Source organism: Cohnella massiliensis (genome assembly GCF_900169535.1).
In the GTDB taxonomy this organism is placed as follows: Bacteria; Bacillota; Bacilli; order Paenibacillales; family Paenibacillaceae; genus Cohnella; species Cohnella algarum.
In genome coordinates this window covers 46,273-68,678 of record NZ_LT821255.1, presented here as the reverse complement: position 1 = coordinate 68,678, position 22,406 = coordinate 46,273, and the positions used below count along the sequence as shown (strand labels likewise).

20 protein-coding genes are annotated in these 22,406 nt (G+C 58.3%); 10 read left to right on the top strand and 10 right to left on the bottom strand.

Translation table 11 applies throughout. The annotated features are described in order from the left end of the window. Positions 1-32: 32 nt before the first annotated feature. The 4 genes from B7E11_RS03620 to B7E11_RS03605 form a co-directional block, all read right to left on the bottom strand. A complete protein-coding gene (locus B7E11_RS03620) occupies positions 33-932 on the bottom strand; it encodes an RNA polymerase sigma-70 factor (RefSeq protein ID WP_080832259.1) in 900 nt (299 codons plus the stop codon). Further along, complete coding sequence (locus tag B7E11_RS03615; RefSeq protein WP_176220593.1) at positions 922-2,238, bottom strand: phytoene desaturase family protein; 1,317 nt, start codon at positions 2,236-2,238, stop codon at positions 922-924. The genes B7E11_RS03620 and B7E11_RS03615 overlap by 11 nt, the downstream gene beginning before the upstream one ends. Positions 2,239-2,354: 116 nt before the next feature. Then, on the bottom strand, positions 2,355-2,735 hold the full coding sequence (locus B7E11_RS29360; protein WP_176220592.1) for a DUF5367 family protein: 381 nt from the start codon (positions 2,733-2,735) through the stop codon (positions 2,355-2,357). Positions 2,736-2,750: 15 nt separating this feature from the next. Next, on the bottom strand, positions 2,751-3,356 hold the full coding sequence (locus B7E11_RS03605; protein WP_080832257.1) for a TetR/AcrR family transcriptional regulator: 606 nt from the start codon (positions 3,354-3,356) through the stop codon (positions 2,751-2,753). Between the two features lie 265 nt (positions 3,357-3,621). On the opposite strand from B7E11_RS03605, the gene B7E11_RS03600 reads away from it, so the two are divergent. The 5 genes from B7E11_RS03600 (at position 3,622) to B7E11_RS03580 (ending at position 10,847) form a co-directional block, all read left to right on the top strand. Beyond that, on the top strand, positions 3,622-5,634 hold the full coding sequence (locus B7E11_RS03600) for a LacI family DNA-binding transcriptional regulator (RefSeq protein ID WP_080832256.1): 2,013 nt from the start codon (positions 3,622-3,624) through the stop codon (positions 5,632-5,634). Positions 5,635-5,832: 198 nt separating this feature from the next. Next, the gene (locus B7E11_RS03595; protein WP_080832255.1) at positions 5,833-6,810 is read left to right on the top strand and encodes a sugar ABC transporter substrate-binding protein; all 978 of its coding nucleotides are present in this window, start codon (positions 5,833-5,835) and stop codon (positions 6,808-6,810) included. A 119-nt stretch (positions 6,811-6,929) separates the two neighbouring features. Further along, complete coding sequence (locus B7E11_RS03590; RefSeq protein WP_213084122.1) at positions 6,930-8,399, top strand: sugar ABC transporter ATP-binding protein; 1,470 nt, start codon at positions 6,930-6,932, stop codon at positions 8,397-8,399. A 5-nt stretch (positions 8,400-8,404) separates the two neighbouring features. Next, positions 8,405-9,397, top strand: coding sequence for an ABC transporter permease (locus B7E11_RS03585; protein WP_080832253.1), 993 nt, complete (start codon positions 8,405-8,407; stop codon positions 9,395-9,397). A gap of 19 nt (positions 9,398-9,416) precedes the next feature. After that, positions 9,417-10,847: a hypothetical protein gene (locus B7E11_RS03580; RefSeq protein WP_245809611.1), complete on the top strand. Its 1,431-nt coding sequence runs from the start codon at positions 9,417-9,419 to the stop codon at positions 10,845-10,847. Positions 10,848-10,952: 105 nt separating this feature from the next. On the opposite strand, the gene B7E11_RS03575 is transcribed toward B7E11_RS03580, so the two are convergent. Both B7E11_RS03575 and B7E11_RS03570 read right to left on the bottom strand, forming a co-directional pair. Then, on the bottom strand, positions 10,953-11,570 hold the full coding sequence (locus B7E11_RS03575; RefSeq protein WP_080832252.1) for a TetR/AcrR family transcriptional regulator: 618 nt from the start codon (positions 11,568-11,570) through the stop codon (positions 10,953-10,955). A gap of 216 nt (positions 11,571-11,786) precedes the next feature. After that, a complete protein-coding gene (locus B7E11_RS03570) occupies positions 11,787-12,836 on the bottom strand; it encodes a bifunctional transcriptional activator/DNA repair enzyme AdaA (RefSeq protein ID WP_080832251.1) in 1,050 nt (349 codons plus the stop codon). A gap of 317 nt (positions 12,837-13,153) precedes the next feature. Between B7E11_RS03570 and B7E11_RS03565 the strand changes: the two genes are divergently transcribed. The 5 genes from B7E11_RS03565 (at position 13,154) to B7E11_RS03550 (ending at position 18,103) form a co-directional block, all read left to right on the top strand. Beyond that, positions 13,154-13,813, top strand: a complete 660-nt coding sequence (locus B7E11_RS03565) for a TetR/AcrR family transcriptional regulator (RefSeq protein ID WP_080832250.1) — start codon at positions 13,154-13,156, stop codon at positions 13,811-13,813. Beyond that, positions 13,800-14,687 carry an alpha/beta fold hydrolase gene (locus B7E11_RS03560; protein WP_080832249.1) on the top strand — a complete coding sequence of 296 codons (888 nt, stop codon included), beginning with the start codon at positions 13,800-13,802 and terminating at the stop codon, positions 14,685-14,687. Before B7E11_RS03565 ends, B7E11_RS03560 begins: the two co-directional genes overlap by 14 nt. Before the next feature lie 62 nt (positions 14,688-14,749). Continuing rightward, complete coding sequence (locus tag B7E11_RS03555) at positions 14,750-16,792, top strand: Na+/H+ antiporter (RefSeq protein ID WP_080832248.1); 2,043 nt, start codon at positions 14,750-14,752, stop codon at positions 16,790-16,792. Between the two features lie 146 nt (positions 16,793-16,938). After that, positions 16,939-17,097, top strand: a complete 159-nt coding sequence (locus tag B7E11_RS29355) for a hypothetical protein (RefSeq protein ID WP_176220591.1) — start codon at positions 16,939-16,941, stop codon at positions 17,095-17,097. A gap of 142 nt (positions 17,098-17,239) precedes the next feature. Next, complete coding sequence (locus tag B7E11_RS03550; RefSeq protein ID WP_080832247.1) at positions 17,240-18,103, top strand: alpha/beta fold hydrolase; 864 nt, start codon at positions 17,240-17,242, stop codon at positions 18,101-18,103. Between the two features lie 60 nt (positions 18,104-18,163). On the opposite strand, the gene B7E11_RS03545 is transcribed toward B7E11_RS03550, so the two are convergent. The 4 genes from B7E11_RS03545 to B7E11_RS03530 form a co-directional block, all read right to left on the bottom strand. After that, complete coding sequence (locus tag B7E11_RS03545; protein WP_080832455.1) at positions 18,164-18,397, bottom strand: DUF7667 family protein; 234 nt, start codon at positions 18,395-18,397, stop codon at positions 18,164-18,166. A 134-nt stretch (positions 18,398-18,531) separates the two neighbouring features. Further along, the gene (locus B7E11_RS03540) at positions 18,532-19,596 is read right to left on the bottom strand and encodes an LLM class flavin-dependent oxidoreductase (RefSeq protein ID WP_080832246.1); all 1,065 of its coding nucleotides are present in this window, start codon (positions 19,594-19,596) and stop codon (positions 18,532-18,534) included. 581 nt (positions 19,597-20,177) lie between these two features. Beyond that, on the bottom strand, positions 20,178-21,179 hold the full coding sequence (locus tag B7E11_RS03535; RefSeq protein ID WP_080832245.1) for a formylglycine-generating enzyme family protein: 1,002 nt from the start codon (positions 21,177-21,179) through the stop codon (positions 20,178-20,180). Positions 21,180-21,387: 208 nt separating this feature from the next. Further along, a complete protein-coding gene (locus tag B7E11_RS03530) occupies positions 21,388-22,320 on the bottom strand; it encodes a helix-turn-helix domain-containing protein (protein ID WP_080832244.1) in 933 nt (310 codons plus the stop codon). Positions 22,321-22,406 lie beyond the last annotated feature (86 nt).

Sequence of the window (22,406 nt, the reverse complement as noted above, 5' to 3'; positions counted from 1 at the left end):
CGCGTTCGTTTGTTTGTTTTCAGGCTATGGAATTACCCGAATTGCAAGTGCCGAAGCTTATCCGGATTTCGCACCATGTAAATGCGCCGAAAGCCGCCGTCGTCCCCCAGTTCCATGCTGACGACGGTCGGATACGGATCCGCGGGATTGGACAGAACAAGACCGGTCTGCCCGTTGACCCGCACGAGGCGGATGTCGCTCCATGCCGCGAACTTCGACGCGAGCCCGCAGAAGAACGCCGCGGCGCGCTTGGGCGTGACGATCGGGCGGACGGCCGCCTGCACCTTGCCGCCGCCGTCGGAATAAACGACGATGTCCTCGCTGAGCATCCCGATCAGCGCCTCCATGTTGCCCGTCGTGGCGGCCTGGATGAAGCGCCGGACAAGCCGTTCGGAATGCTCGGCGTCGGTTAGGCCGACGGGCTGCTCCGCCTGGATTTTGCGTTTGAGGCGGCTATAAATTTTGCGGCAGCCCGTCTCCGTTTTTCCGAGCATCCCGGCAATTTCGCGGTAGTCGTAGTCGAACGCTTCCCGGAGGATGAACACCGCGCGCTCGACGGGGGTCAGCCGGTCCAGCAGCACAAGAAACGCGTACGAAATCGAATCCTCCAGCTCGACGGTTTGCAGGGGATCATGCCCCGAGCCGGCTTGCGGATAAGCCTGCACGATCGGCTCCGGCAGCCACGGACCGACGTACAGCTCCCTTTTTTTGCGGGCGGATTTCAAAAAATCGAGACAGCGGTTTGTCACCATTTTGCATAAAAAGGACTTCGCGTTCCGAACATGCTCCGCGCCGCTCTCGGCTTGAAGCCGCCGGACCGCCACGAACGTATCCTGGACCAGATCTTCCGCGTCGCTCACCGAACCGAGCATCCGGTACGCGATCGAAAGAAGCAGCGGCCTGTATGCCGCATAAACGGACTCAAGCTCCACGTTCCATCGCTTCCTTGTTCTGTTCTTTATCGCCGATTATACGCATCGCCGCTTCCTTGGCGCTAGCCAGCGAAGCGTTCAGCAGCATGCCTTCCGAGCCTACCCAGTCGCCCGCGACGTACAGGCCCGGCCTGCCTTCGACGACCGGCCCCGGCCGTCCCGCGTATCCGCCCGTGCGCGCGGCGACGACCGCATTCGATACGAGCATGTGCGGCAGGAAGCGGCGCTGCACGACGTGCTTGCGCCAGCCGGGCTGGATGAGATCGAGAAAACGCTCCAATTCGCGTTCGTCCTGCCTGGCGTCCGTGTCTTTCCCCGCAGGCAGGTACTTCATGACGTGCACGACCGAATGTTCCGGGTTGTCGGTAAATGTCGCTGCGGCCGAGTGGTTGGAGAAATACCACGGGCGGTCGGCGCCCAGGGAAAACGTCGTTTTCGGCTGCGGCAGTCCGGCGACGACGAGGTCCAGGCAGGCCGCGTAAACCGGAACGAGCCGGGAAAAAGCGTCCGCTTCCCCGGCGGGAAGGGGAGCGTCCAGCAGGGCAAGCGTCTCCTTCGGCCCGGCCGTCGACAGCACCCGGCGGGTCTGCAGCCGCGTACCGTCTTTCAGGGTAACCGTCATCTCCGGATCCGCGCCGGAAATTTCCCGCGCCGCGGCGCCGCAGCGTATCGCGACCCCCGCCGTTTGCGCCTGCGCCCTCAGCCGATCCGCGATCGTTTGCCAGCCGCCGTTCACGTACAGCACCGACGAATGCCGGAGCTGGTCGATCGCGGCGCCGGCGCTGGCCAGTTCGGGGGCGTCGCAATAGGTGCTGACCCGCACGAGCGCCATCGCGATGTTGCGAACGCGGGGACTGCGGATGCGGTCCTCCAGATACCGCTGCAGGCTGATGCCTTGCAGGGCGGACGTCTCGGTTTTGCGGATTTGGGCGTAGAAGCGGATCAGCTCCGTTTTTTCCGGCCATGCGAGAAAAGAACCGACCAGCAGCTTCCACAGCGGAACCGCCGTCTCGCCGCCCTCGCGCTTGAAGACGAGCGGACCGCCGGGCTTCGGCGACCCTCCCCGGGGTTCGACGCCGACTTCCCGCAAGATCCCGAGCGCGCTTGCATAGAGCGCATGCGCGCCCAGATTCAGCCGGGCACCGCCCAGTTCCTTCGTGGCCGCTCTGCCGCCCGTTTGGGGCGATTTCTCCAGCAGGACGACTTTCCGTCCGGCCCGGGCCAAGTAGATGGAGGCCGTCAATCCGGCCAAACCTCCGCCAATGACGACCGCGTCCCACACCGGCTCTTTGTTCGTTGAGTTCATGTTCATCGACCCTTTCCATGTCTGATACCAACAAGACGATCGGCAAGCTCGATATGTGACGCCGCGAGAAGACGGACGCGGTTTTGGCCGAATCCTCCTCCATTCGGGCCTCGCCCTTAACGTTCATGACGAAAAATTTTCCCGCCGAGGAAACCCCCGGCCAGGATGAGGGAATAGGCCCACAACAGCCAAATGAACAACAGGTTCAGATCGGACGAGGGGATGCCGGGAAATACGTGCTTGTGGAAGCCGACGCTGAACATGTCCAGGAGCATCCCCGGCAGCGCGATCAGCACGGCCGCCTTCGGGCGGCTCGCGGCGGGCGTTTTCCGGACGGCGAACAGCAATCGCAGCATGATCGGGATTCCGGGGAGAACGAGGATGAACGTCAACCAGACGAGCGGCCGGTCCGGGTCCAGCAGGGCGCCGCCCCACAGCCGGAAGACGAGCGTTGCGGCCAACCAGAGAACGAGGCCGAAAAAGCCGTAAAATCGCATATCGGCAAGCTCCTTTCATCGATCGGGCGAGGGACGGCCGACTCCCTGCTTCGACAGGGCCGCCGCCAGCCCGGCGTAAATCTCCTTGGCGGGGAAATCCGGATTCACCAGCGCCTGAAGGGCCAGCCCGTCGATCAGGGCGTTCGCCAGGATGCCCAGATGCGAAGGCGGCAGGCCGGACGCGTCCAGGGCCGGCGACGGAAGCAGCCGCTCCAGCAGGGCGGCGACGTTCGCGTTTTCCCGTTCGAGCATTCCCCGCAGCTGCTCCCGCAGCGGCGCGTTTTGCAGGCTGTGCGCGACCAGCGAGAAAAACAGCTTATGGTAAAAGGAATCGTGCGTACAGCGGCCAAGCGCGGCATCCAGCAGCCGGCGCATCGTTTCCTCGACGTTCCCGTCCTTTCGTTCGTCCTCGGCGATTCGCCAGGAATCGTTGCAGAGCGACTCGACGACTTCGAACAGCAATTGTTCCTTCGTCCGGAAATGGTAATATACGGTGCCCTGCGTCACTCCGGCGCCTTCGGCGACCGCTTTGAACGTCAGCTGATCGAGCCCTTTTTCCTGGATGCGCCGCTGGGCGGACCGGATCAGCTCCTCCTTTTTCACCCGGTTGGGCCTTGCCATCTGGACCACCATCCGTATAAGTTATACAACTAACTAACTCTCTCGCAGGGTAATATTACCACTTGATAACACGCGTGTAAATGGAGAAGATAAAGCATTTTTTTCCGGTATTTTCGCCAATGGCATTATTTACGTAAATGAAAGCGGACCCCTGGCAGAATCTGCCTTCCCGGTCGGTTTCTCCAGCTTTATACGTTTGACCGCATGCGGATTGAATGATAAAATCGTTTAAAATTTACGTAAAAAAGAAAAGAGGTGCTGCAGGATGGCCACGATTCACCAAATCGCGGAGGAAGCCGGCGTTTCGATCGCCACGGTTTCCCACGTGATCAATAAATCCAGATACGTCAGTCCGGAATTGGTCGAAAGAGTAGAAGAAGTCATCCGCAGGCTGGGCTACGACAAGAAGCCGAAAAGCAAGAGCAGCAAGCTCAAAATCGGCAAAAGCTCCGAGATCGCGATCGTCGTTCCCGACATCGGGGGTACCCTGTACGCGAAGCTGGTTTCGAACATGTCCGCCGCCTTGACGGAAAAAGGCTATAATCCGGTCGTTTATTTTCATCATGACCAGGTTTCCTACGAGAAGGACATCATTACGAATATTCTGTCCGACAAGCTCAATGCCGGGGCTATTTTCGTGCCGGCCAGCACCGACGCGAAGACGTTCGAGCCGTTCGCGCAGCGGCGCATTCCGTTCGTTTTTCTCGACCGGACGGTCAAAGGCTTAAGCGCCGGCTCCGTCTCTTCGGACGGGGAGGGGGGAATCCGCGAGGCGGCGACGCATTTGCTGAGATCCGGGCACGAAGATATCGTCCTGCTCGTCGAAAGCGGCCGGTTCTCCTCGTCGGAGAGCAAAATCAAAGGCTACCGGGACGCTCTGGACGCGTACAAGCTGCCGCTGCGGGACGAGCTCGTCCTGCACGTCGACCATAACGGCTATGAAGAGACCGAGAAAAAGGTGAAGGACATCTGGGTTCGGGCGAAGCCGACCGCCTTCATCGCGAGCGGCAACCGGATGACGCTGAATTTGCTGAAAGTGCTGAACAAGCTGGGCATCGAGTGCCCGACGGACGTGTCGGTCATCGGCTTCGGCGACGAAGAGTGGTCGGAAATCGTCACGCCTCCGCTGACGATTCTCAAGCACGACACGAAAGAGATGGGCGTCCGCGAAGTCGAGCTGCTGCTCCGGCAAATCGAAAAAGCCGAAACGTCGCCCGCGCCCGAGCAAATTCGGGTGCCGATGGAGCTGTCGATCCAGCGGTCCACGCAGGTAGTGGGCAAGGGGCCGTTCGGCGAACGGACGGTATCTCCGGAGGAACTGACGATATCCGCCGCGGAAGCGGAAAAGCTGGTCGCAGGCAATTACAAAGTCGCGATTTCGTTCCACTACGGCGGCACGGCCTGGGCGCGGCTGTACGAGAACGGGATCCGCAATACGCTCGACAAGTACGGGATTTCCATCATTTCGATCACCAACGCGCATTTCGATCCGCTGCTGCAGGTCAACCAGCTGGAAGGCTTGCGGCTTCAGCGGCCGGATGCGATTATCGCGATTCCGGTCGACGACGAGGTGACGGCGAAAAAGTTCCAGAGCATCGCGGAAGAAATCAAGCTCATCTTTTTGAGCAACGTTCCGGAAGGCATGGACAAGGACAAGTATGCCTCGTGCGTGTCCGTCAACGAACGGGAAAACGGCCAAAACGCCGCCCTCATGCTGGGGAATTATTTCAAAAACGAGCGGGAAGCGAAGATCGGCTTTATCGGGCACGGCGCTCCGTTCTACGGGACGCATTTGCGCGACGCGGTCGCCAAGGAAGTCATCATGACCCAGTTCCGCAACATTGAAATCGTGAACGAGCAATATTTTTACAAAATCGAAAACACCTACGAAGTTTGCAAGCGAATGCTGAAGGACAACCCCGAGATCCAGGGGATGTACGTTTCGTGGGACCGGCCCGCGCTCGAGGCGATCAAGGCGCTGAAGGAGCTGAAGCGGGAAGACGTTTCGATTTTCACCTTCGATCTGGATCACGAAATCGCCACTTACCTGGCCAAAGAGGAAATCGTCAAAGGCTTGTCCACGCAGCGGCCCTATCAGCAGGGCGTGGCGGTCGGACTGGCGACGGCGAAAGCGCTGCTCGGCCAGGAAAGCTATAAATATATCGGCGTTCAGCCGTATGTCGTCGAATCGAAAAATTTACTGAAAGCCTGGAAGGATATTACGCTGGAGCCGGCTCCTCCCGAAATCGAAAGTCTGGTATTGAATAAATTTACGTAAAAAATAGCGATAACCATCTTTTATTTTTGTTTTTAATTTAAAATGTTGACTAGAAAAACGGTTACATGATATATTTTACGTAAGCAAACGGATGGAAGCGCTTAAGGACATGCTATTGAATGTGGGAAACCACATTCGAAAGCAGGTTGGCTTCTTTTCTTAGTTAAATTTTACTAACTCATCATGGGGGTAGCTGGAATGAAAAAGAAGCAGGTCATGAAAGGGTTTGTCGTGATGATGTTGGCTGCGGCGCTGGCCGCATGCGGCAGCAACCAGCAAGCGAACACCGGGGGCGCGTCGGCATCCGGCGACGGCGATACGTTAAGCTTCGCTTTCCTGCCCAATACGCAGAACAACACGTTCCAAACCGCAATGACGAAAACGTACGAAAGACTGGCCGAGGAGCACGGCGTCAAATTCACGATGCTGGATCCGGACTACGACTTGAACAAGCAGCTGAACCAAATGTCCGACGCCGCCAACCAGGGCTTCGACGCGGTATTCGTCATTCCGGTCGACTCGGCCGGAATCCGTCAAGGGCTCGAGCAGCTGAACGACAAGCAAATTCCGGTCTTTAACGTCGACACCGCGGTCATCGAGGAAGACCGGGAACTGGTGAAAAGCATCGTCGCCACGGACGCTTACATGGCCGGCAAGCTGATGGGCGAGCAGATGGTGAAGGACTATCCGGACGGCGGCAAAATCGCCATCCTCGACTTCCCGTCGAACGAAAGCTGCGTGCAGCGCGTCGCCGGCTTCATGGACGGCCTGGGCGACAGCAAGTCGAAATTCGACATCGTCGCCCAGCAGGACGGCAAGGCGGCCCTGGACGCTTCGCTGCCGATCGCCGAAGACATTATCCAGGCTAACCCCGATATCGACGCTTTCTTCGCGATCAACGACCCGTCCGCGCTCGGCGTCGCCGCGGCGATCAAAGCGAGCGGCAAAACCGGCATCGGCGTCTATTCGATCGACGCGTCTCCGGACGGCAAAGCGGCGCTCGTGGACGGTTCGTTCACGGCGGTAGCGGCGCAGGTGCCGATCCAGATCGCCGAGCAATCGTTCCAGGCCGCCCTGGATTCGCTGGACGGCAAAGAGATCGAAAAAGAAATGCTGCTGCCTTCCCACGTCGTCACGAAAGAGATGGCGGAGGAAACGGCCGGCGAGTGGCAATAACGTACCGGATGAACCTTTCAAAACGGCAAAGCTTCATCTTCGTAGAATGCAAGGTTTCCTTGCATTCTACATTTTTTAACTCTCGGAGGTGAACTTCATTGGGCGCAACCGTTCTGGAAATGCGCGGGATCGCGAAAAGCTTCGGCCCGACCCGCGCCTTAAACGGACTGAATTTCGAGCTGAAGGCAGGGGAGATTCACGCTCTCCTCGGGGAGAACGGCGCGGGAAAATCGACGCTGATCAAAGTGCTGGGCGGCATCCATCAGCCCGACCGGGGCGAAATCCGGATCGACGGCAAGACGGTCGGCATGAAAGGCGTGCAGGACGCGCAAGCCCACGGCATCGGCATCATTCACCAGGAAATCGTGCTCGTGCCTTATCTCAGCATCGCGGAAAACATTTTTCTCGGAAGAGAGCCCGTGACGAAATTCGGATTCAAGGACAAAAAGCAGATGATCGCCCGGTCCCGGGAAATGGTGAGTCAGCTCGGACTCAACCTGGACGTGAACACGCTGGTCGGGGAACTGACCGTCGCGCATCAGCAGCTGGTCGAAATCGTAAAGGCCATTTCGTTTAACGTGAAAATACTGGTTATGGACGAGCCGACGTCCTCGCTGTCGGACGAAGAGGTCCAAAACCTTTTTATAACGATGGAACGATTGAGAAAAAGCGGCGTCAGCATCATTTACATTTCGCACAAGTTCGAAGAGCTGTTCAAAATCACCGACCGGATCACCGTCATCCGGGACGGCACGTACGTCGGAACGGTGCCGACGAAGGCGACGACGCCGGACGAGCTCGTGGCGATGATGGTCGGCCGGGAACTGGACAGCTTCTATCCGCGGACGTATGCGCGCCGGGACGAGGTCGTGCTGAAGGTCGAGGGCCTGAGCAAGCGGAACCTGTTCGAAGGCATCAGCTTCGACGTGCACAAAGGCGAGATCCTCGGCTTTTCCGGGCTGATGGGCGCGGGCCGCAGCGAGCTGATGCAGGCGATTTTCGGCGCTTATCCGTACGACCAAGGCTCCGTTTACCTCAACGGGGAAAAGCTCGCGATCAAAAACTGCGGCGAAGCGATCGAAAAGGGGATCGCGATGGTGCCGGAAGACCGCAAAGGCCAGGGGCTCGTCCTGATGAACTCCGTCGGATTCAACATGACGCTGTCCGAGCTGAAGCATCTAATGAGCAACAAGCTTCTCGTGAGCGAGCGGAAGCGGAGCGAAATTATCGACAAGTACATCAAGGATTTGAATATTAAAACGGCTTCGCCCGACGCCGAAGTGTCGAGCTTGTCCGGGGGGAACCAGCAGAAGGTCGTTCTCGCGAAATGGCTGGCCACCCGGCCGAAGCTGCTCATTCTGGACGAGCCGACAAGAGGCGTCGACGTCGGGGCGAAGGCCGAAATTTATTCGATCATCAACGAGCTGGCCATGGAAGGCCTCGCCATCATTCTCGTCTCTTCGGAGCTTCCGGAAATTATCAACATGTGCGATTCCGTATGCGTCATGCGAAACGGGAAAATCGCGGCGCAGCTCGGCCAGTCCGAGCTTACGCAAGAAAATATCATGCGTTACGCAACAGGAGGGTAAAACCCATGACCCGCAAAATGGAGAGAACAAGCCCGTTTCTGACGGCGTTTAAAGGGAATATCGGCATCCTTGCCGTGCTGGTGCTTTTGTTTGTCGCGCTGGCGCTCACGTCTCCGGTCTTCCTGACCGAAGACAACCTGATCACCGTGCTGAGGCAAATCTCGATCAACGTCTTTCTGGCGCTCGGGATGACGCTGATCATCATTCTGGCCGGCATCGACCTGTCCGTCGGGGCCGTCGTCGCCTTGACCGGCACGCTGACGGTCGGCTTCATCGTCAACGCCGGCATCCCGCTCGTTCCGGCCATTTTGCTCGGACTGCTGATCGGCACGGTCGTCGGCTTCCTGAACGGGTGCATCGTCAGCTGGTTCAAGCTGCCGGCCTTTATCGTGACGCTGGCGACGATGAACGTGGCGCAGGGGATCGCCTATCTGTACAGCGGCGGCCAATCCGTACGGATCACGAACGACGCGTACACGACGATCGGAACGGGCCAATTGTTCGGCTTTCTTCCGCTGCCGGTTTTGTACATGTTCGTCCTGATCTTTATCTTTTCGGTGCTGCTCAACAAAACGAAATTCGGCACGTACGTCTATGCGATCGGCGGCAACCGGGAGGCCGCGCGCCTGTCCGGCGTGCCGATCAAAAAAGTCGAAATCGCCGTCTATACGATCACCGGCTTTCTCGCCGCCTTTGCCGGAATCGTGCTGTCGGCCCGGATGTACTCCGGCCAGCCTTCGGTCGGCCAAGGGTACGAGATGGACGCCATCGCGGCGTGCGTCCTGGGCGGGGTGTCGATGGCCGGCGGCCGGGGCCGCATCAGCGGAACCGTGCTCGGCGCCATGGTCATCGGGGTCATCAGCAACGGGCTGAACCTGCTCGGCGTCAGCTCGTTCTGGCAGTTGGTCGTCAAAGGGATCATCATTCTCATCGCGATCCTCGTCGACGCCCAAAAGGGAAAACGCCTGAATTTTTCCTTCAAATTCGCGAAAAACTAAACGAAATGAGGCATGAGCTGTGAACTCCATCCTTTCGAACGCTACCTGCAAATTTCAGATCATGCTCAACAACCCGGATCGGCTGGTCCGGAAGAAAGAGCCCGTCATCACCAAATTGAATTTTACGGATTATCGCATTCATCGGGACAGTCTCGTTCTCGTCGACGATAAGGAGCGCGAAATCCCGTTTCAACTGATCGACGTTCGCGCGGAAGGCGATCGGCTTCTCGAGGCATCCATCGTGTATCTGGTCGACATGGACAAGCTCGTTGCCTCCTACTGGCTGTACGCGGGCGAGGAGCCGGCGCCGAGAACCGGCGATTTCAAAGGCATCGAGAAGCTGGCGCTCACCCAGAAGGACGGCTTCCGGCGGCTGGACACGGGCCATTATATTTTGGAGCTGTGTTCGGGGACGGCGGACGGAACCTCCTACGGCAAGTGGGGAATCCGCTATTTCGAGGCGAAGGCGGAAGGGAAAAACCTGATCAAGGATTGCTCCAACGCGATCGGCGGCTTTTACGGCCCCTTTTTCACGCCCAAAAACGGGCTCATCAACCCTCCGGAGCATACGACGGTCGACTGCGTCGTCGAGGAGGAAGGTCCGCTGTACTGCCGCTATCTGTTCAAAGGCACCGTGCCGGACGGCCTGGACGAAAATCTGAAGGGAAAGAAGTTCGCGATTACGTGGGAGTTCTTTTATAATACCCCGTGGTTCCGGAGAAAGTACGACGTGGACGATTTCTCGACGACGGTGGACGGCATTCCGGTCGTCAACAAAATCACGGTCGGCGACGAATTCGAAAGCGGACAAGGGGATCGGGTGTTTACGTCGTTCGCCTGCTACGGAGGCACCTATTACCGGGAAGGCGATCTGTACGCGAACATTTTGTCCGAAGGCGTGCACAAGCTGCTCGAGCATGCCGACGAGCAAAACAGCCCTAATATCCAAAGGTATAAGGAAAGCATCGGCGAAGACATCAACAAGGTGTCCTGGGATTTCTTCTGGCGGCTGTTCTGCGTCAAGGAGGGCATCCTTGGCGCAGAGGAGATCAAGCGGCATATCGCGGACATCATTCCGGAATCGCACAAGCAGGTTCACCGGAGCGAACGCAACGAAAACGTCAAGTTCGGCAAATTCGTCGACGTCAACGCCGCTCCGGAGCAAACGATTTTCCCGATGAGCGCGAACAAGACGGCCGAGCTCAACGACCGGACCGGCTATGCGATGGTGTGGTACACGAGCAACGTCGTGTCCCGTTACCAGATCGTTCAGCGCAACGATTCCGGCTGGGTCAACTGGGGAACGAACGGCGAAAACGAGCATCCCGAGCTGCCGACCGGCTCCGTCATTTACTCGGCGTACGGGCAATTCGACGATTGGGAAGCCGAGGCGGACGCGATGGAGAAAAACATCGACTCGAAGCAAGGGCTGGGTCAAATGTTGAAATAAGCGCCGGGAGCGTCGATTCGGCGCCGGCGGCATGCATGGCCATCGGGTTTCCGTGGCGTGCGTGCCGCCTTTTTTTGCGTGCGAAGGTCAGGGAGACGGCGACCGCTATCTCGTGATTTCCGTTCGGGATAGATTGGTGGCGTACGCGTCGTTCTCCTGGTTTTTGCGGATGATTTCAAGCGTTTGCTCGGCCATATACGTCGAACTGTACTTGAAACCGCCTTTGACCCACTCCGCGATCAAGCCGAACACCGCGTGTGCGCGAAAGCCGGCCAGAAGCTCCCGGTCGATCTTCGGGCTCGGGGACATATCCGTGACGTCCTCGAGATACAGATTTTTCAGAATGCCGCAGATGCGGTTTTGAAAGCCGCCGAAGGCGTTTCTCATCACCAACAGAGTGTAGAACCGAGCATTTCGTTGAACGTGGTCGTAGAGCGTAATGGCGGATGCCGTCAAGTGCTTGACCTCGAACGTTTGCTTGTTTCGATAGGGCGCCCGATAGGCCTCGATAAATTCGGCGGCGACGTCGTCCAGCAGTTCGTTCAGCAGCTCCTCTTTCACCTGATAGTGCTTGTAAAAGGTGCCCCGATTGAGCTCGGCCGCCCGCACGATATCCGTAATCGAAATGTCCTCGAAATTCTTCTGCTCCATCAGCGCCAGCAGGGACTCTTTCAACGCCGCCTTCGATTTCCTGATTCTCCGGTCGCAGGACTCGTTCGCCATCTGGATCCTCCTTCGAAACTCGCTCCTTCTATTATATAATTTCCCGATTGCAATGAAACTTCCGACGCCGGAAGGGCGTCAAAGGATATCCTCCGGTTTCGGAGGTTAAAGCCGACGGCGATGTGACCGTAACGCAAAATTTTCCGGCGGAGGAGACGGACTATATCCTTACGGTGGCAAGAGTGTTTCCGGAATAAGGGACAGGGCGGCGCGGCGCTATCCCTCTCCCCGCCGCTCGTGCTCCAGCAGCCAGTTTTTCCGCGCGACTCCCCCGGCGTATCCGCCAAGGTCGCCGTTCGAATTGATCACGCGGTGGCAAGGAATGACGATGGCCAGCTGGTTGGACCCGTTGGCGCGGGCGACGGCGCGGGAAGCGGTCGGCCGGTCCAGGGAGCGGGCGATGTCGAGGTAGGAGCGGGTTTCCCCCGGCGGAATTTTCAACAGCTGCGCCCATACGCTTTTTTGAAACTCGGACCCCAGCAAAAAGAGCGGGGTTTCGAACGCGGTCAGCTTCCCTTCGAAATAGAGGCCCAGCTCCCGTTCGACCGAGCGGATCGGTTCGGTCATGCCGGGAATGACGGCCGACCGGGTCCGCTTCCGCAGGCGCTCCACCTCGCGCTCCAGGCCGCGGCGGTCGATGAATTCGAGCAAATAGAGGGCGGACTCGTCGCCGATCGCCATCATCGGGCCGAGCCGCGTGTCGATCCAGGCCGCCTTCAATATTTTGCGGTCGTCCAGCAGCGTCGGCGCCGCCCCCATAATCCGGGAAAAGGCGTCCCGAAAGCCGCTGCTCGACTCATATCCGGCGGACAGCTGGCTGTCGATGAACGATTGGCCGGAGCGGATGTTTTTTAAGGCGAGTCCCATGCGCCGCGCGCGCGCATACTCGATGAACGTCATGCCGAAGCGCTTTTTGAACTGGCGGCGCGCCGTGGACTCGTCCACCGAGAGTTCCCGGAAATCCCGGCCCTTCCAGCGTTTCTCGGGATGGTTCTCGACCGCTTCGACCAGGACGCGCACAACGTCCGACACCTGGTTCGGATGGGACAGCGGTCGGCAGCGCTGACAGGGCCTGTACGGGGCCAAAAGCGCCTGCTGCGCCGTCTCGAAAAATTCGCAGTTTTCCATTTTGGGCTTTCGCGCCGGGCAGGTCGGACGACAGAACACGCCCGTCGTTTTGACGCCGACATAAAAGACCCCTTCGTATTCGGTATTTCGATCCAGGAGCGCCTCGTAAAATTCCTGCTTGCGTTCGGTTGCGATCATCGGTTCCACACCCCGCACGTGAATTAGATGCTTTTATTATAAAACGCTGCCGCTCCCCCCGTCGCCGAAATTCGGGCATGCATTTTTTAAATGAGGATTTTATCCAACGGGGACGGCCCGTTTCGCGAAAAAGCCGGCTTTGATTGGATAAAATCAGATAAAATCCAACGAAGCCAAGCCGAACCGGGAGAGTCGCGCCCTCAGAGAACGAAAAAGCCGCCGCTTTCCGTTGTCCGAACTGAATTTTAATGTTAAATTATAGTAGAATATGAACGAACGTTCATTCACCATATCGGAAATAGAGGAGGATCGGCCCCATGTCCCGGCAAAGCGATTGGTTGAAAGCAAGGTATGCCGAAAACTTCGCGAACGCGATGCCCAATTATGCGATTCGGCAAATTCTTTTGCACGCCATCGAGGTATTTTCGAAAAAGGGCTTCGCCGCGGCAAAAATTAAGGATATCGCCGCCAGCGCCGGTTTCAGCCAAGGTTATGTTTATACGTACTTCAAATCGAAGGAAGAGATTTTTACCCAAATCGTCGAGCTTGCGGCGGACGGGGCCGGGCGAGCCGTCGCTTTCGCGGCGGAGCTGCCGGGATCGCCGTTGGACAAAATCACCTGGCTGACCGAAGCCTTCCTGGCCCCGGACAGCATCGCCATGCAGCACTGGCGGCTCATCCTGCTGCAGAGCGCAGGATCGGAGGGGGCCCCGGAGAGCGCCAAACGGGTGTCGGCCGAGAAAATGAAACGGCCCTTCGAGCATCTGATCCCGATCATCGTCGAGGGGCAGAAGGCCGGCGAAATCATAGAGGAAGATCCGATGATGCTGGCCATTACGTACTTTTCGACCATCCAGGGCTTGGGCATCGCGAGGATTCAGACGGTCGGCGACCTGCCATTTCCGTCGGCGGAGGTCGTTTTGCGATTTATGAAAAAATCGCCCAAGGGGGATGGAGAGCGCGATGCGCATTTTTAAAAACGGGAGCGCCAAACAGAAGGTCATGCGGTCTTACGACGAGCTGCTCGGGACCTGGGCAACCGACTACGAAGAAACGGATGTCGATACGGCGTACGGAATCACCCATTGCATCGTTTGCGGAAATCCGGCGAATCCGCCGTTGATGCTGTTTCACGGAGTGGGGGACAACTCCGCGGTCATGTGGGCGCTGAACATGAAGGAGTTGTCCGAGCGCTTTTATTGCATCGCGATCGATACGATCGGCGGACCGGGCAAGAGCGTGCCGGGCGACCGCTACGACAAAAGCTCGTTTCGCCAAACGGATTGGATCGATCAAGTCATCGGCTATTTCGGGTTCGAATCGGTGAATATGGCAGGGGTTTCGAACGGCGGCTATATGGCCTACAACTATGCCGCGGAAAATCCGGGGAAAGTAGCGCGGGCCGTCTGCATGGAGGGCGGGATCGTGACCGCCCCGCTGAAATCGATGATCCGGACGCTTCTGCTGATGTTTCCGGAAATCGTCGTCCCGACGGACCGGAACCTGCTCAAAGTCCTCCGAAAAATGAGCGCTCCCGGCTCGGATTTGTTCGAGCGGCATCCGCTCATCGCGGAGCATCTGATTCTGTTGATGAAAAGCCACAACCGCCAGGCGATGTTCGCGCACAAGCTGGAAAAATACGACCCGATCAAAGGCGCGGCCGTCAAGGACAAGCTCTTTTTTATGCTGGGGGAGCACAAATTGAATCTCAACAAAGAGATGCTGGAGATTTTGAACGAAGGGGCGTTTTCGTATAAAATCGTTTCCCGCGCCGGGCATGGCATCAACCAGGAGCAGCCCGGCGTCGTCAATCGGGAAATCATTCGTTTTTTGACGGCCGGAATGGTTTAAATAGGCTTGTGCGTTGGAACACTGGATAGATGTATTTTTCCAATCGTTCAGGGGGGAAGTAAATGGGTCTCTTGATGAGCGTCATTCTGCTGCTCGTTTGTCTCGTCATCTCGAACATCATCAGCCACTACATCCCCTTTATTCCGACGGCCTTGACGCAAATCGCTTTCGGCTTCGCGCTCGCGCTCGCGTTTCCGAACATCCGGCTGGAAATCGAAACGGAATGGTTTTTGCTGCTGTTCGTCGCTCCGCTCCTGTACAACGACGGGCGGCATTTTCCCCGCGAGCAATTGTGGCAGATGAAAGCCCCGATTTTCGGCAACGCGATCATTCTCGTTCTCTTGACGACGATCGGCGGGGGCTATTTTATCCACTGGCTCATTCCCGAAATCCCGCTTGCTGCCGCGTTTGCGCTTGCCGCGATCTTGTCGCCCACCGACCCTGTCGCGGTGAACGGGATCGCCAAACGAATCCATCTGCCGGAGAAGGTGCTGAATCTCGTCCGGGGGGAATCTCTCATCAACGACGCGTCCGGCCTGGTCGCCTTTAACTATGCGGTCGCGGCGGTCGTGACGGGCTATTTTTCGCTGCGGGAAGCCGTCTTCGATTTTACCTATATGTTCATTGCGGGAGCGGTCCTGGGCCTCGTTCTCAGTTTGATCATGACCTGGCTCCGGTTCACGCTGCGCAAACAGGGGATCAACGACGTCACGCTGCATTCGCTTCTCCAACTTCTGACGCCGTTCCTGATTTTCATCATCACGGAAGAGATGCTGCACGCCTCCGGGGTGATCGCGGTCGTCGTCGGCGGCATCGTGCATTCCCTGCTCCGGGAACGGACGGAAACCGTGCTGGCCGAGGAACAGGTGCTCACGGAAAACGTCTGGTCGACGGTGCTGTTCGTCCTGAACGGCATCGTGTTCCTGCTGTTGGGATTGATCATCCCCCCTTCCATCCGCGCGACGGTCGAAAATCCCTTCATCGACAACGGGCTCGCGGTCGGCTATGCGGTCGCGATCGGCTTCGCCATCCTGGCCATTCGTTTCGTCTGGTCCTGCCTCTTTTCATATTACGAACACCGTTTCAAAAAATCGGCGGACACCTCCAAACCCGCTCTGGCCAATACGCTGCTCGTCAGCCTGACCGGCGTGCGCGGCGCCGTCACGATGGCCGGGGTGCTGTCCATGCCGCTCGCGACCGCAAGCGGGGAGGCTTTTCCCCAGCGTTCGCTCATCGTCTTTCTGGCGGCGGGCGTCATCTTGCTGACGCTCATCGCGGCCACCGTGTTTTTGCCTCTGTTAAGCAAAGGGGAGGCGGCCGCGGAAGGGGAGAACGCGGACTTTCTGGATATGCGCGAGGCCAAGAGCAGACTGCTGCTGGCTTCGCTGAAGAAGCTGAAGGCGGAAATGAACGAGGAGAACGAAGAGGCCGCCTATCAGTTGATCGACGAATACAAACGGACGTTCCGGCGCCTGCACTCCGAGCGGGATTCGCTGGAGCAGGCGAACGAACGCCGGCAAAAGGCGACGGAAATCCGGCTCATGGCGCTGAGGGCGGAGCGGAAATATATCCACGAGGCGATGAACGGCGAAGGAATGAACAAAGAGGTGTTCGAAGCTTTCGAAAAGTCGCTGGACATCCGGGAAGAAGCCCTGTCCACCGACGTTCGTTCCGGCATCGTCTATCTCATCGGAAAAGCGGTCAGGGACTGGAAGCGGTCGACCGGCCGCTACCGCAAGCGGGCCGGACGCGATGCGGCGAACGTGGTCAAGCTGCGGTTGGGGCGGGACGTGCAGCTGAAGGCGTTGGAGGCGGCTCTCGGCCAACTGGAGACTTACGCCGAGGAGCACGGAAAATCGGGCATCGCGTATTCCGTCATCCTGGATTACAAAAGGATGATCGACCGCTTGAAGCGGCCGACGGCATCGTTCGACGAAATCGCGGAGGCGCAAAAGGAGGAGCTTCGGCTTAAGGTCATCGACGTCGAACGGGCGGAAATCCGCCGGATGTTCGGAAACGGGGAAATCAGCAGAGATCAGGCAAAGGAACTAAGAAGAATGATCAACTATATCGAAAGCGTCACGTTGCATGAGCATGCGGAATGAACGGGAAAAAAGATTTTTCAAGAAAGACCCTGCAAGCAAGGGGTCTTTTTTACTATTTTATGACTGACCTGTAATAAAAGTAATGACACGGGTAACTATTCTTTGGGCGCGGAATGGATTATATTGGTTGCAATGGAGGGGGATTAATGCCTTATCATTACTTTCACGAGATTTGGACGCCGTTGAAGCTGATGGGATTTCAATTGTTCCGGGACGAACAGGGAAACCTGTGGTACAAAGTGCTGTCCGGCCGGAGAAAAATGCTCCGGAAGTCTTCCAAAATCGACGAAAAAGGCGTGAGTTGACCGGTGCCGTCCGCGTCCTCGCGCCTTTTTCGTATTTGCGCGCGCTACGCCTCGGACCAAAGTCGTAAAACGCCTCGTCCGGCGGCGGTTTTTTTAGGGTCCGCATTGATGATATGATAGAAAGAAAAACAAGGAGCCTGCTGTGATATCTCTCTTTAAGGATCCGACTCTCGAACAGGAATATTACCGTTGCTACGACAAAACGCTGAACGAATTCGGACTGCCGTTCGAATCCCGGTTCGTCCCGACGACGTTCGGGGAGACGCATGTTTTGCGCTTCGGCGAAGAGGGCAAAAAGCCGCTGGTCCTGCTTCACGGGATGACGATGAGCAGCGCGATGTGGTACCCGAACGTCAAGCCGTTCGCGCAGGACCGCACCGTTTATGCGATCGACGTGATGGGCGATTTCGGCAAAAGCAGGCCCGCGGCTCCGCTAAAAAGCCGGCAGGAGGCCGCGCGGTGGCTGCTTGAAACGCTGGATGCGCTGAAGCTCGACAAGGCGGATTTGGCCGGCCATTCGATGGGCGGTTTTTTGGCGCTCAATTTTTCGCTTTCCTGCCCCGAACGCGTGTCCAAACTTGTTTTGTACGCCCCGGCGGGATCCTTTCATAAAATCAACCTGAAGTTTTTCGCCAAAATTTTTCCCGCCCTGATCTTTCATTCCGAGAGGTTCACGGATAAGGCGTTCATCTGGCTGTCGGGGAACAAGGAGCCGCTGGAGCCCGCCATCCGCTCCCTCATTGTCGCCGCTTATCGCGGGGCGATGCCGCAGCTGCACGTCGTGCCTTCCGTTATACCGCCGGAGGAGTTTCGCGGCTTTGCGGTGCCCACGCTTCTTGTCGTAGGGGAAAAAGAGGTCATTTACCCGGCGGGGAAAGTGGCCGAGACCGCGAAAAGCCTCATTGCCGATCTGGAAACCCGCGTGATCCCCGGCGCCAGCCACTCGCTGACGATGGAGCATGCCGGCATCGTCAACGAGGCGACGCTTCGCTTCCTGCGGAAGTGACCGGGCAAACGAAAAAGCGGCGAGGCCCGCGGCCAAGCTGCTTTTTCGGCTTTGCATTGGCTATAAGCGCGGCACTCTGCCGCCCTGTTTCTCGATTTCCCCGCACAGCTCGTGCTGCCACTCCTGATCGTCGATCATCGATGCCATTAACGACAAATTGTACAGATTGGCCAGCCGGTAGCAGTAGTCGGCGTTAATATCGAGACAGTGCTCCAGCTCCAGACGTTCCGTTTCCGTCAGTTTCCGGCGTTTTTGCACCATGCGCAGTTCCGCCATTCTCTCATAGATCGGCATCCAGCCCACGAGGATCCCTCCCCTTGTTTTCTCCGTCTTATCAGCATATCCGGCTGCGGGGCGGCGTAAACTTTCCGGTTCGGAAGCGAAAAGAGGCTGCCGTCCGCTTGGCGGAAGACAGCCTCTTCGTCTCATTATCCTTCGATCCGCGTTAGCTCCTTGCGTACGAGCGGCGCGACCTTCGTGCCGAGCAGCTCGATGGCGTGCAGCACCTCGCGGTGCGGCATCGCGCCGACGTCGATGTGCAGGAAAAACCGGGTGACGCCCAGGTTTTTGCGCAGCAGGACGATTTTCTCCGCGACGTATTCGGGATCCCCGACATAGAGCGCGCCCCGCAGGCTGCGCGCGGCGTCGAACGATTCCCGGGTGTACGGCGGCCAGCCCCGCTCGCGCCCGATGATGTTCATCTGCGCTTGCGTCAGCGGAAAAAACGCGTCGGCCGCCGCTTCGGTCGAATCGCCGACGAATCCGTGCGAGTGCGTCGCGATCTGCAGCTTGGCCGGATCGTGCCCGGCTTGCGCGGCAGCCTTCCTGTAAAGCTCGACCAAGGGGGCGAAGCGCTCCGGCATGCCGCCGATAATCGCGAATACGATCGGCAGTCCTAGCGCCCCCGCCCGCACGGCGGACTCGGGGTTGCCGCCGCTCGCGATCCACACCGGCAGCGGGTCCTGGACCGAGCGCGGGTAGACGCCCAGGTTGTCGATGGCGGGACGGTGGCCGCCGCGCCACGTCACCTTCTCGGAAGCTCTCGTCTTCAACAGCAGCTCCAGCTTTTCCTCGAACAATTCGTCGTAATCGTTCAGGCTGTACCCGAACAGCGGGAACGATTCGATGAACGATCCCCGGCCCGCCATGATTTCCGCCCGTCCGTTCGAGATGCCGTCCAGGGAAGCGAAATCCTGATACACGCGAATCGGGTCGTCCGAGGACAGCACGGTGACGGCGCTCGTCAGCCGGATTCGTTTCGTCATCGCCGCCGCCGCCGCGAGCGGAATGACGGGGGAGCTTCCCGCATAATCGATCCGGTGATGCTCGCCGATCCCGTACACGTCGAGACCGGCCTGGTCGGCCGTCACGATCTCCTCGACCGCGTTGCGCAGCCGTTCGGCATGGCTGATGGCCAGCCTGCCGGTTGCCGGGTTCCGTCCGGCCTCCAAAAACGTGCTGATTCCTATCTCCATGTTCGCCGGATTGGACATTCGGCTCGCCTCCTTCATATCGTTACCGTTGCTTACAGTTTACTACACTTTTTATAGTTTCTCAAATATAGTGAGTTGAAGAAGACGACATCCTGGGCCTGAAGGTGGCGGACATGCCGGCTTTTGTCCGGCGAAAAGGCCGCGTTTTTGGGATTTGGCGGACGTGTAAGCCATTATTTAAGGTGCGAAAGTATAAGTCGCACGTTGGCGGAAACCTGGGAAACCGGAGCGGACAAGCCTATGTTGGATTTTGTCCAATCGACGGCGCGGTAAACGAGGAGACCCCGGTCTATAGTGGATTTTATCCAACGGGGAACGGGAATTTCGGACGAAATCTCCGAAAAGGCTTCGCCTGATTGGACAAAATCCAACCAAACCGGTGAATTTCGCGAAAAAGCCGCCTTTGATTGGACAAAATCCAACGAAGCCAAACCGGGCGCGGAAAGCCGAACCCGCAGAGAACGGCATCCCGCAGAGAACGGCATCCCGCAGAGAACGGCATCCCGCAGAGAACGGCATCCCGCAGAGAACGGCATCCTGCAGAGAACGGCAAAGCCGCCATTCTTGGCCGGGTCCGACTCTCAAGCGTCCCGCACGCACCGGAAGCCCATATTGCCGGAGGCGCTGTCGGGGGTATTTGCGCTGCGCGCGGCAACCCGGTAGCGATTGCAATAGGAGCGGTGGCACAAGTAGGAGCCGCCTCTCATCGACTTGCTTTGCCCCTCCGGCGGGCCTTTGGGATTGACCCGCGGTGCGGTCAAAGGATAGGTCGGGCTGAACCAGTCGGAGCAAAACTCCCAGACGTTGCCGACTATGTTGTACAAGCCGTAGCCGTTCGGCTCGTACGCGTCGACGGGCGCCGTTCCGGCATAGCCGTCGCTGCGGTGGTTGACGGTCGGAAACTTGCCCTGCCAGATGTTGCAGCGGTGCTCGCCGTTCGGCTTCAGCTCGTCCCCCCAGGGATAACGCTTCTGCTCCAGGCCCCCGCGGGCCGCGTATTCCCATTCCGCTTCGGTCGGCAGTCGCTTGCCCGCCCAATCGCAGTAGGCCGCGGCGTCGTTGTACGTGACTTGCACGACGGGGTGGTTCATCCGGTCCCGAATGTCGGAGTCCGGCCCTTCCGGATGATCCCAGCTGGCGCCCTCCACGACCCACCACCACGGGGTGCGCTGAACGGAGCGGGTTACCGTTTTGGCCGTCTCTTCGGAAACGAACAGGTGGAATACGTACGACCAGCCGAATCGCTCGGATTCGGTCACATAGCCGGTCTCTCGGACGAAGCGGGCAAACTCGGCGTTGGTCACGGCGCAGGGATCGATATAAAAAGGGGACAGCTCCACTTCGCGAACCGGACCTTCCCCGTCGCTTGCAAAGCCTTCGCGGTCGTCGGTCCCCATTTTGAAAACGCCGCCCGGAAGCAAAATCATGTCCCGCGGAACTGCAAGCGCCGGCTCCGGCGTTTCGATCGTCTGCTTCTCCCTTCGGAACGAGCCGAACGACATTTCTACGGGCTGCACCGCTTCCCGGCGTCCCGTCGCGCCGCAGCAGGAGTTCGGCGGCTGTTTCTGTTCCTTCTGATCCATCGCAATTCCTCTCTCCCGAAAAATCTCTTTTGGTGTTTCATTATATCTTGCTTTGTCCGCTTTTGAAAGCGGCTACAGAGTGGGCACTTTTCCCAACCGGCGGCCGCCGCGAACGAAAACGCGATCCGTTCCGGCATATTCGGCGCGCGAACGGATGGTCCGCGAACGCATAAGCAACCGGCCCGCAAACGCATAAGCAACCGGCCCGCTAACCGCCGCCGCCCTGCAGCAGCCTTCGCCGGTACTCCATCGGCGACATGCCCTCCGACTGCTGGAACGCGCGGGAAAAATGGTGCTGATCCTCGAACCCGACCGCTTTGGCGATTTCCTTGATCGGATAGGAGGTCAGCATAAGCAAATCCCGGGCCCGCTGCAGCCGGATATGCCGGACATATTTCATCGGCGAAATGCCGAAGGTCGCATGAAACAGCGTCCTGAGCTGCTCCTTGCTCAGCGAGACGGACGCCGCCAGCTCGTCCAGCGCAGGCGGCTCGTGCAGCCGCTGCTCCACGTAGTCGCAAATCTCGAACACGCGGTTGTCGTAAGCGACGGGCCGTTCGGGCAGCCGGGAGCGCAGGACCCGGAACAGCGATTGCACCCACAGCATGCCATGCGCCCGGATGCGCAGGTGCCGGATCGTCTGCTCGGTATTCAGCATAAAGACGGGAAATCGCCCGGCGCCTTTTTCGCTGGATTTGATGTCTTTTTCGTCGAAAAGTTCCAGAAATTCGTTGTACTCCTTCGCCAGCTCGCGCCAGGCCGCGACCAGCCCGTTCAGCTCCTCCTTGCGGACGTCCGAAACGACATGGGGGAAGCGGTACGACCGGATGAAATCGAGCGCCCCCACCTTCGCCTCGCATGCCAGGGACAAATAATGGAAGGGTTCGCCGGCGCCGATCCGCTTCCACGATTGGGCCGACTTCGACGGAATGCACACGATATCCCCTTGCTTCAGCTCGTAAGGAATCTGGTTCAGCTCGATGGCCGCGGTTCCGGACAAGACAATCCAGAAGGCGGTGTACGGAAACAGGAACAAATAATGATGCGGCACCTCGGTCAATGACCACTCTTTCAGCCAGCGGACGTTCAAGTTCAGATGATCGAGCGAGCTCTGATTGCTGAATTCCATCAGGTTGTTCATCGTCGTCCCTCTTAGCGGTCAGAATGAATCTGCATTTTTGAAACCTTTCCGCCTGCCGCGGATAAATACGATTCGGAATCTTCGAT

Bases quoted from the DNA above. Each gene is read 5' to 3' on its own strand.
- B7E11_RS29360 (WP_176220592.1), bottom strand. From the start codon at position 2,735: ATGCGATTTTACGGCTTTTTCGGCCTCGTTCTCTGGTTGGCCGCAACG.
- B7E11_RS03545 (WP_080832455.1), bottom strand. From the start codon at position 18,397: ATGCCGATCTATGAGAGAATGGCGGAACTGCGCATGGTGCAAAAACGC.
- B7E11_RS03585 (WP_080832253.1), top strand. From the start codon at position 8,405: ATGACCCGCAAAATGGAGAGAACAAGCCCGTTTCTGACGGCGTTTAAA.
- B7E11_RS03590 (WP_213084122.1), top strand. From the start codon at position 6,930: ATGCGCGGGATCGCGAAAAGCTTCGGCCCGACCCGCGCCTTAAACGGA.
- B7E11_RS29355 (WP_176220591.1), top strand. From the start codon at position 16,939: ATGCCTTATCATTACTTTCACGAGATTTGGACGCCGTTGAAGCTGATG.
- B7E11_RS03615 (WP_176220593.1), bottom strand. From the start codon at position 2,238: ATGAACTCAACGAACAAAGAGCCGGTGTGGGACGCGGTCGTCATTGGC.
- B7E11_RS03570 (WP_080832251.1), bottom strand. From the start codon at position 12,836: ATGATCGCAACCGAACGCAAGCAGGAATTTTACGAGGCGCTCCTGGAT.
- B7E11_RS03535 (WP_080832245.1), bottom strand. From the start codon at position 21,179: ATGGATCAGAAGGAACAGAAACAGCCGCCGAACTCCTGCTGCGGCGCG.
- B7E11_RS03530 (WP_080832244.1), bottom strand. From the start codon at position 22,320: ATGAACAACCTGATGGAATTCAGCAATCAGAGCTCGCTCGATCATCTG.
- B7E11_RS03575 (WP_080832252.1), bottom strand. From the start codon at position 11,570: ATGGCGAACGAGTCCTGCGACCGGAGAATCAGGAAATCGAAGGCGGCG.
- B7E11_RS03560 (WP_080832249.1), top strand. From the start codon at position 13,800: ATGCGCATTTTTAAAAACGGGAGCGCCAAACAGAAGGTCATGCGGTCT.
- B7E11_RS03600 (WP_080832256.1), top strand. From the start codon at position 3,622: ATGGCCACGATTCACCAAATCGCGGAGGAAGCCGGCGTTTCGATCGCC.
- B7E11_RS03565 (WP_080832250.1), top strand. From the start codon at position 13,154: ATGTCCCGGCAAAGCGATTGGTTGAAAGCAAGGTATGCCGAAAACTTC.
- B7E11_RS03555 (WP_080832248.1), top strand. From the start codon at position 14,750: ATGGGTCTCTTGATGAGCGTCATTCTGCTGCTCGTTTGTCTCGTCATC.
- B7E11_RS03595 (WP_080832255.1), top strand. From the start codon at position 5,833: ATGAAAAAGAAGCAGGTCATGAAAGGGTTTGTCGTGATGATGTTGGCT.
- B7E11_RS03605 (WP_080832257.1), bottom strand. From the start codon at position 3,356: ATGGCAAGGCCCAACCGGGTGAAAAAGGAGGAGCTGATCCGGTCCGCC.
- B7E11_RS03540 (WP_080832246.1), bottom strand. From the start codon at position 19,596: ATGTCCAATCCGGCGAACATGGAGATAGGAATCAGCACGTTTTTGGAG.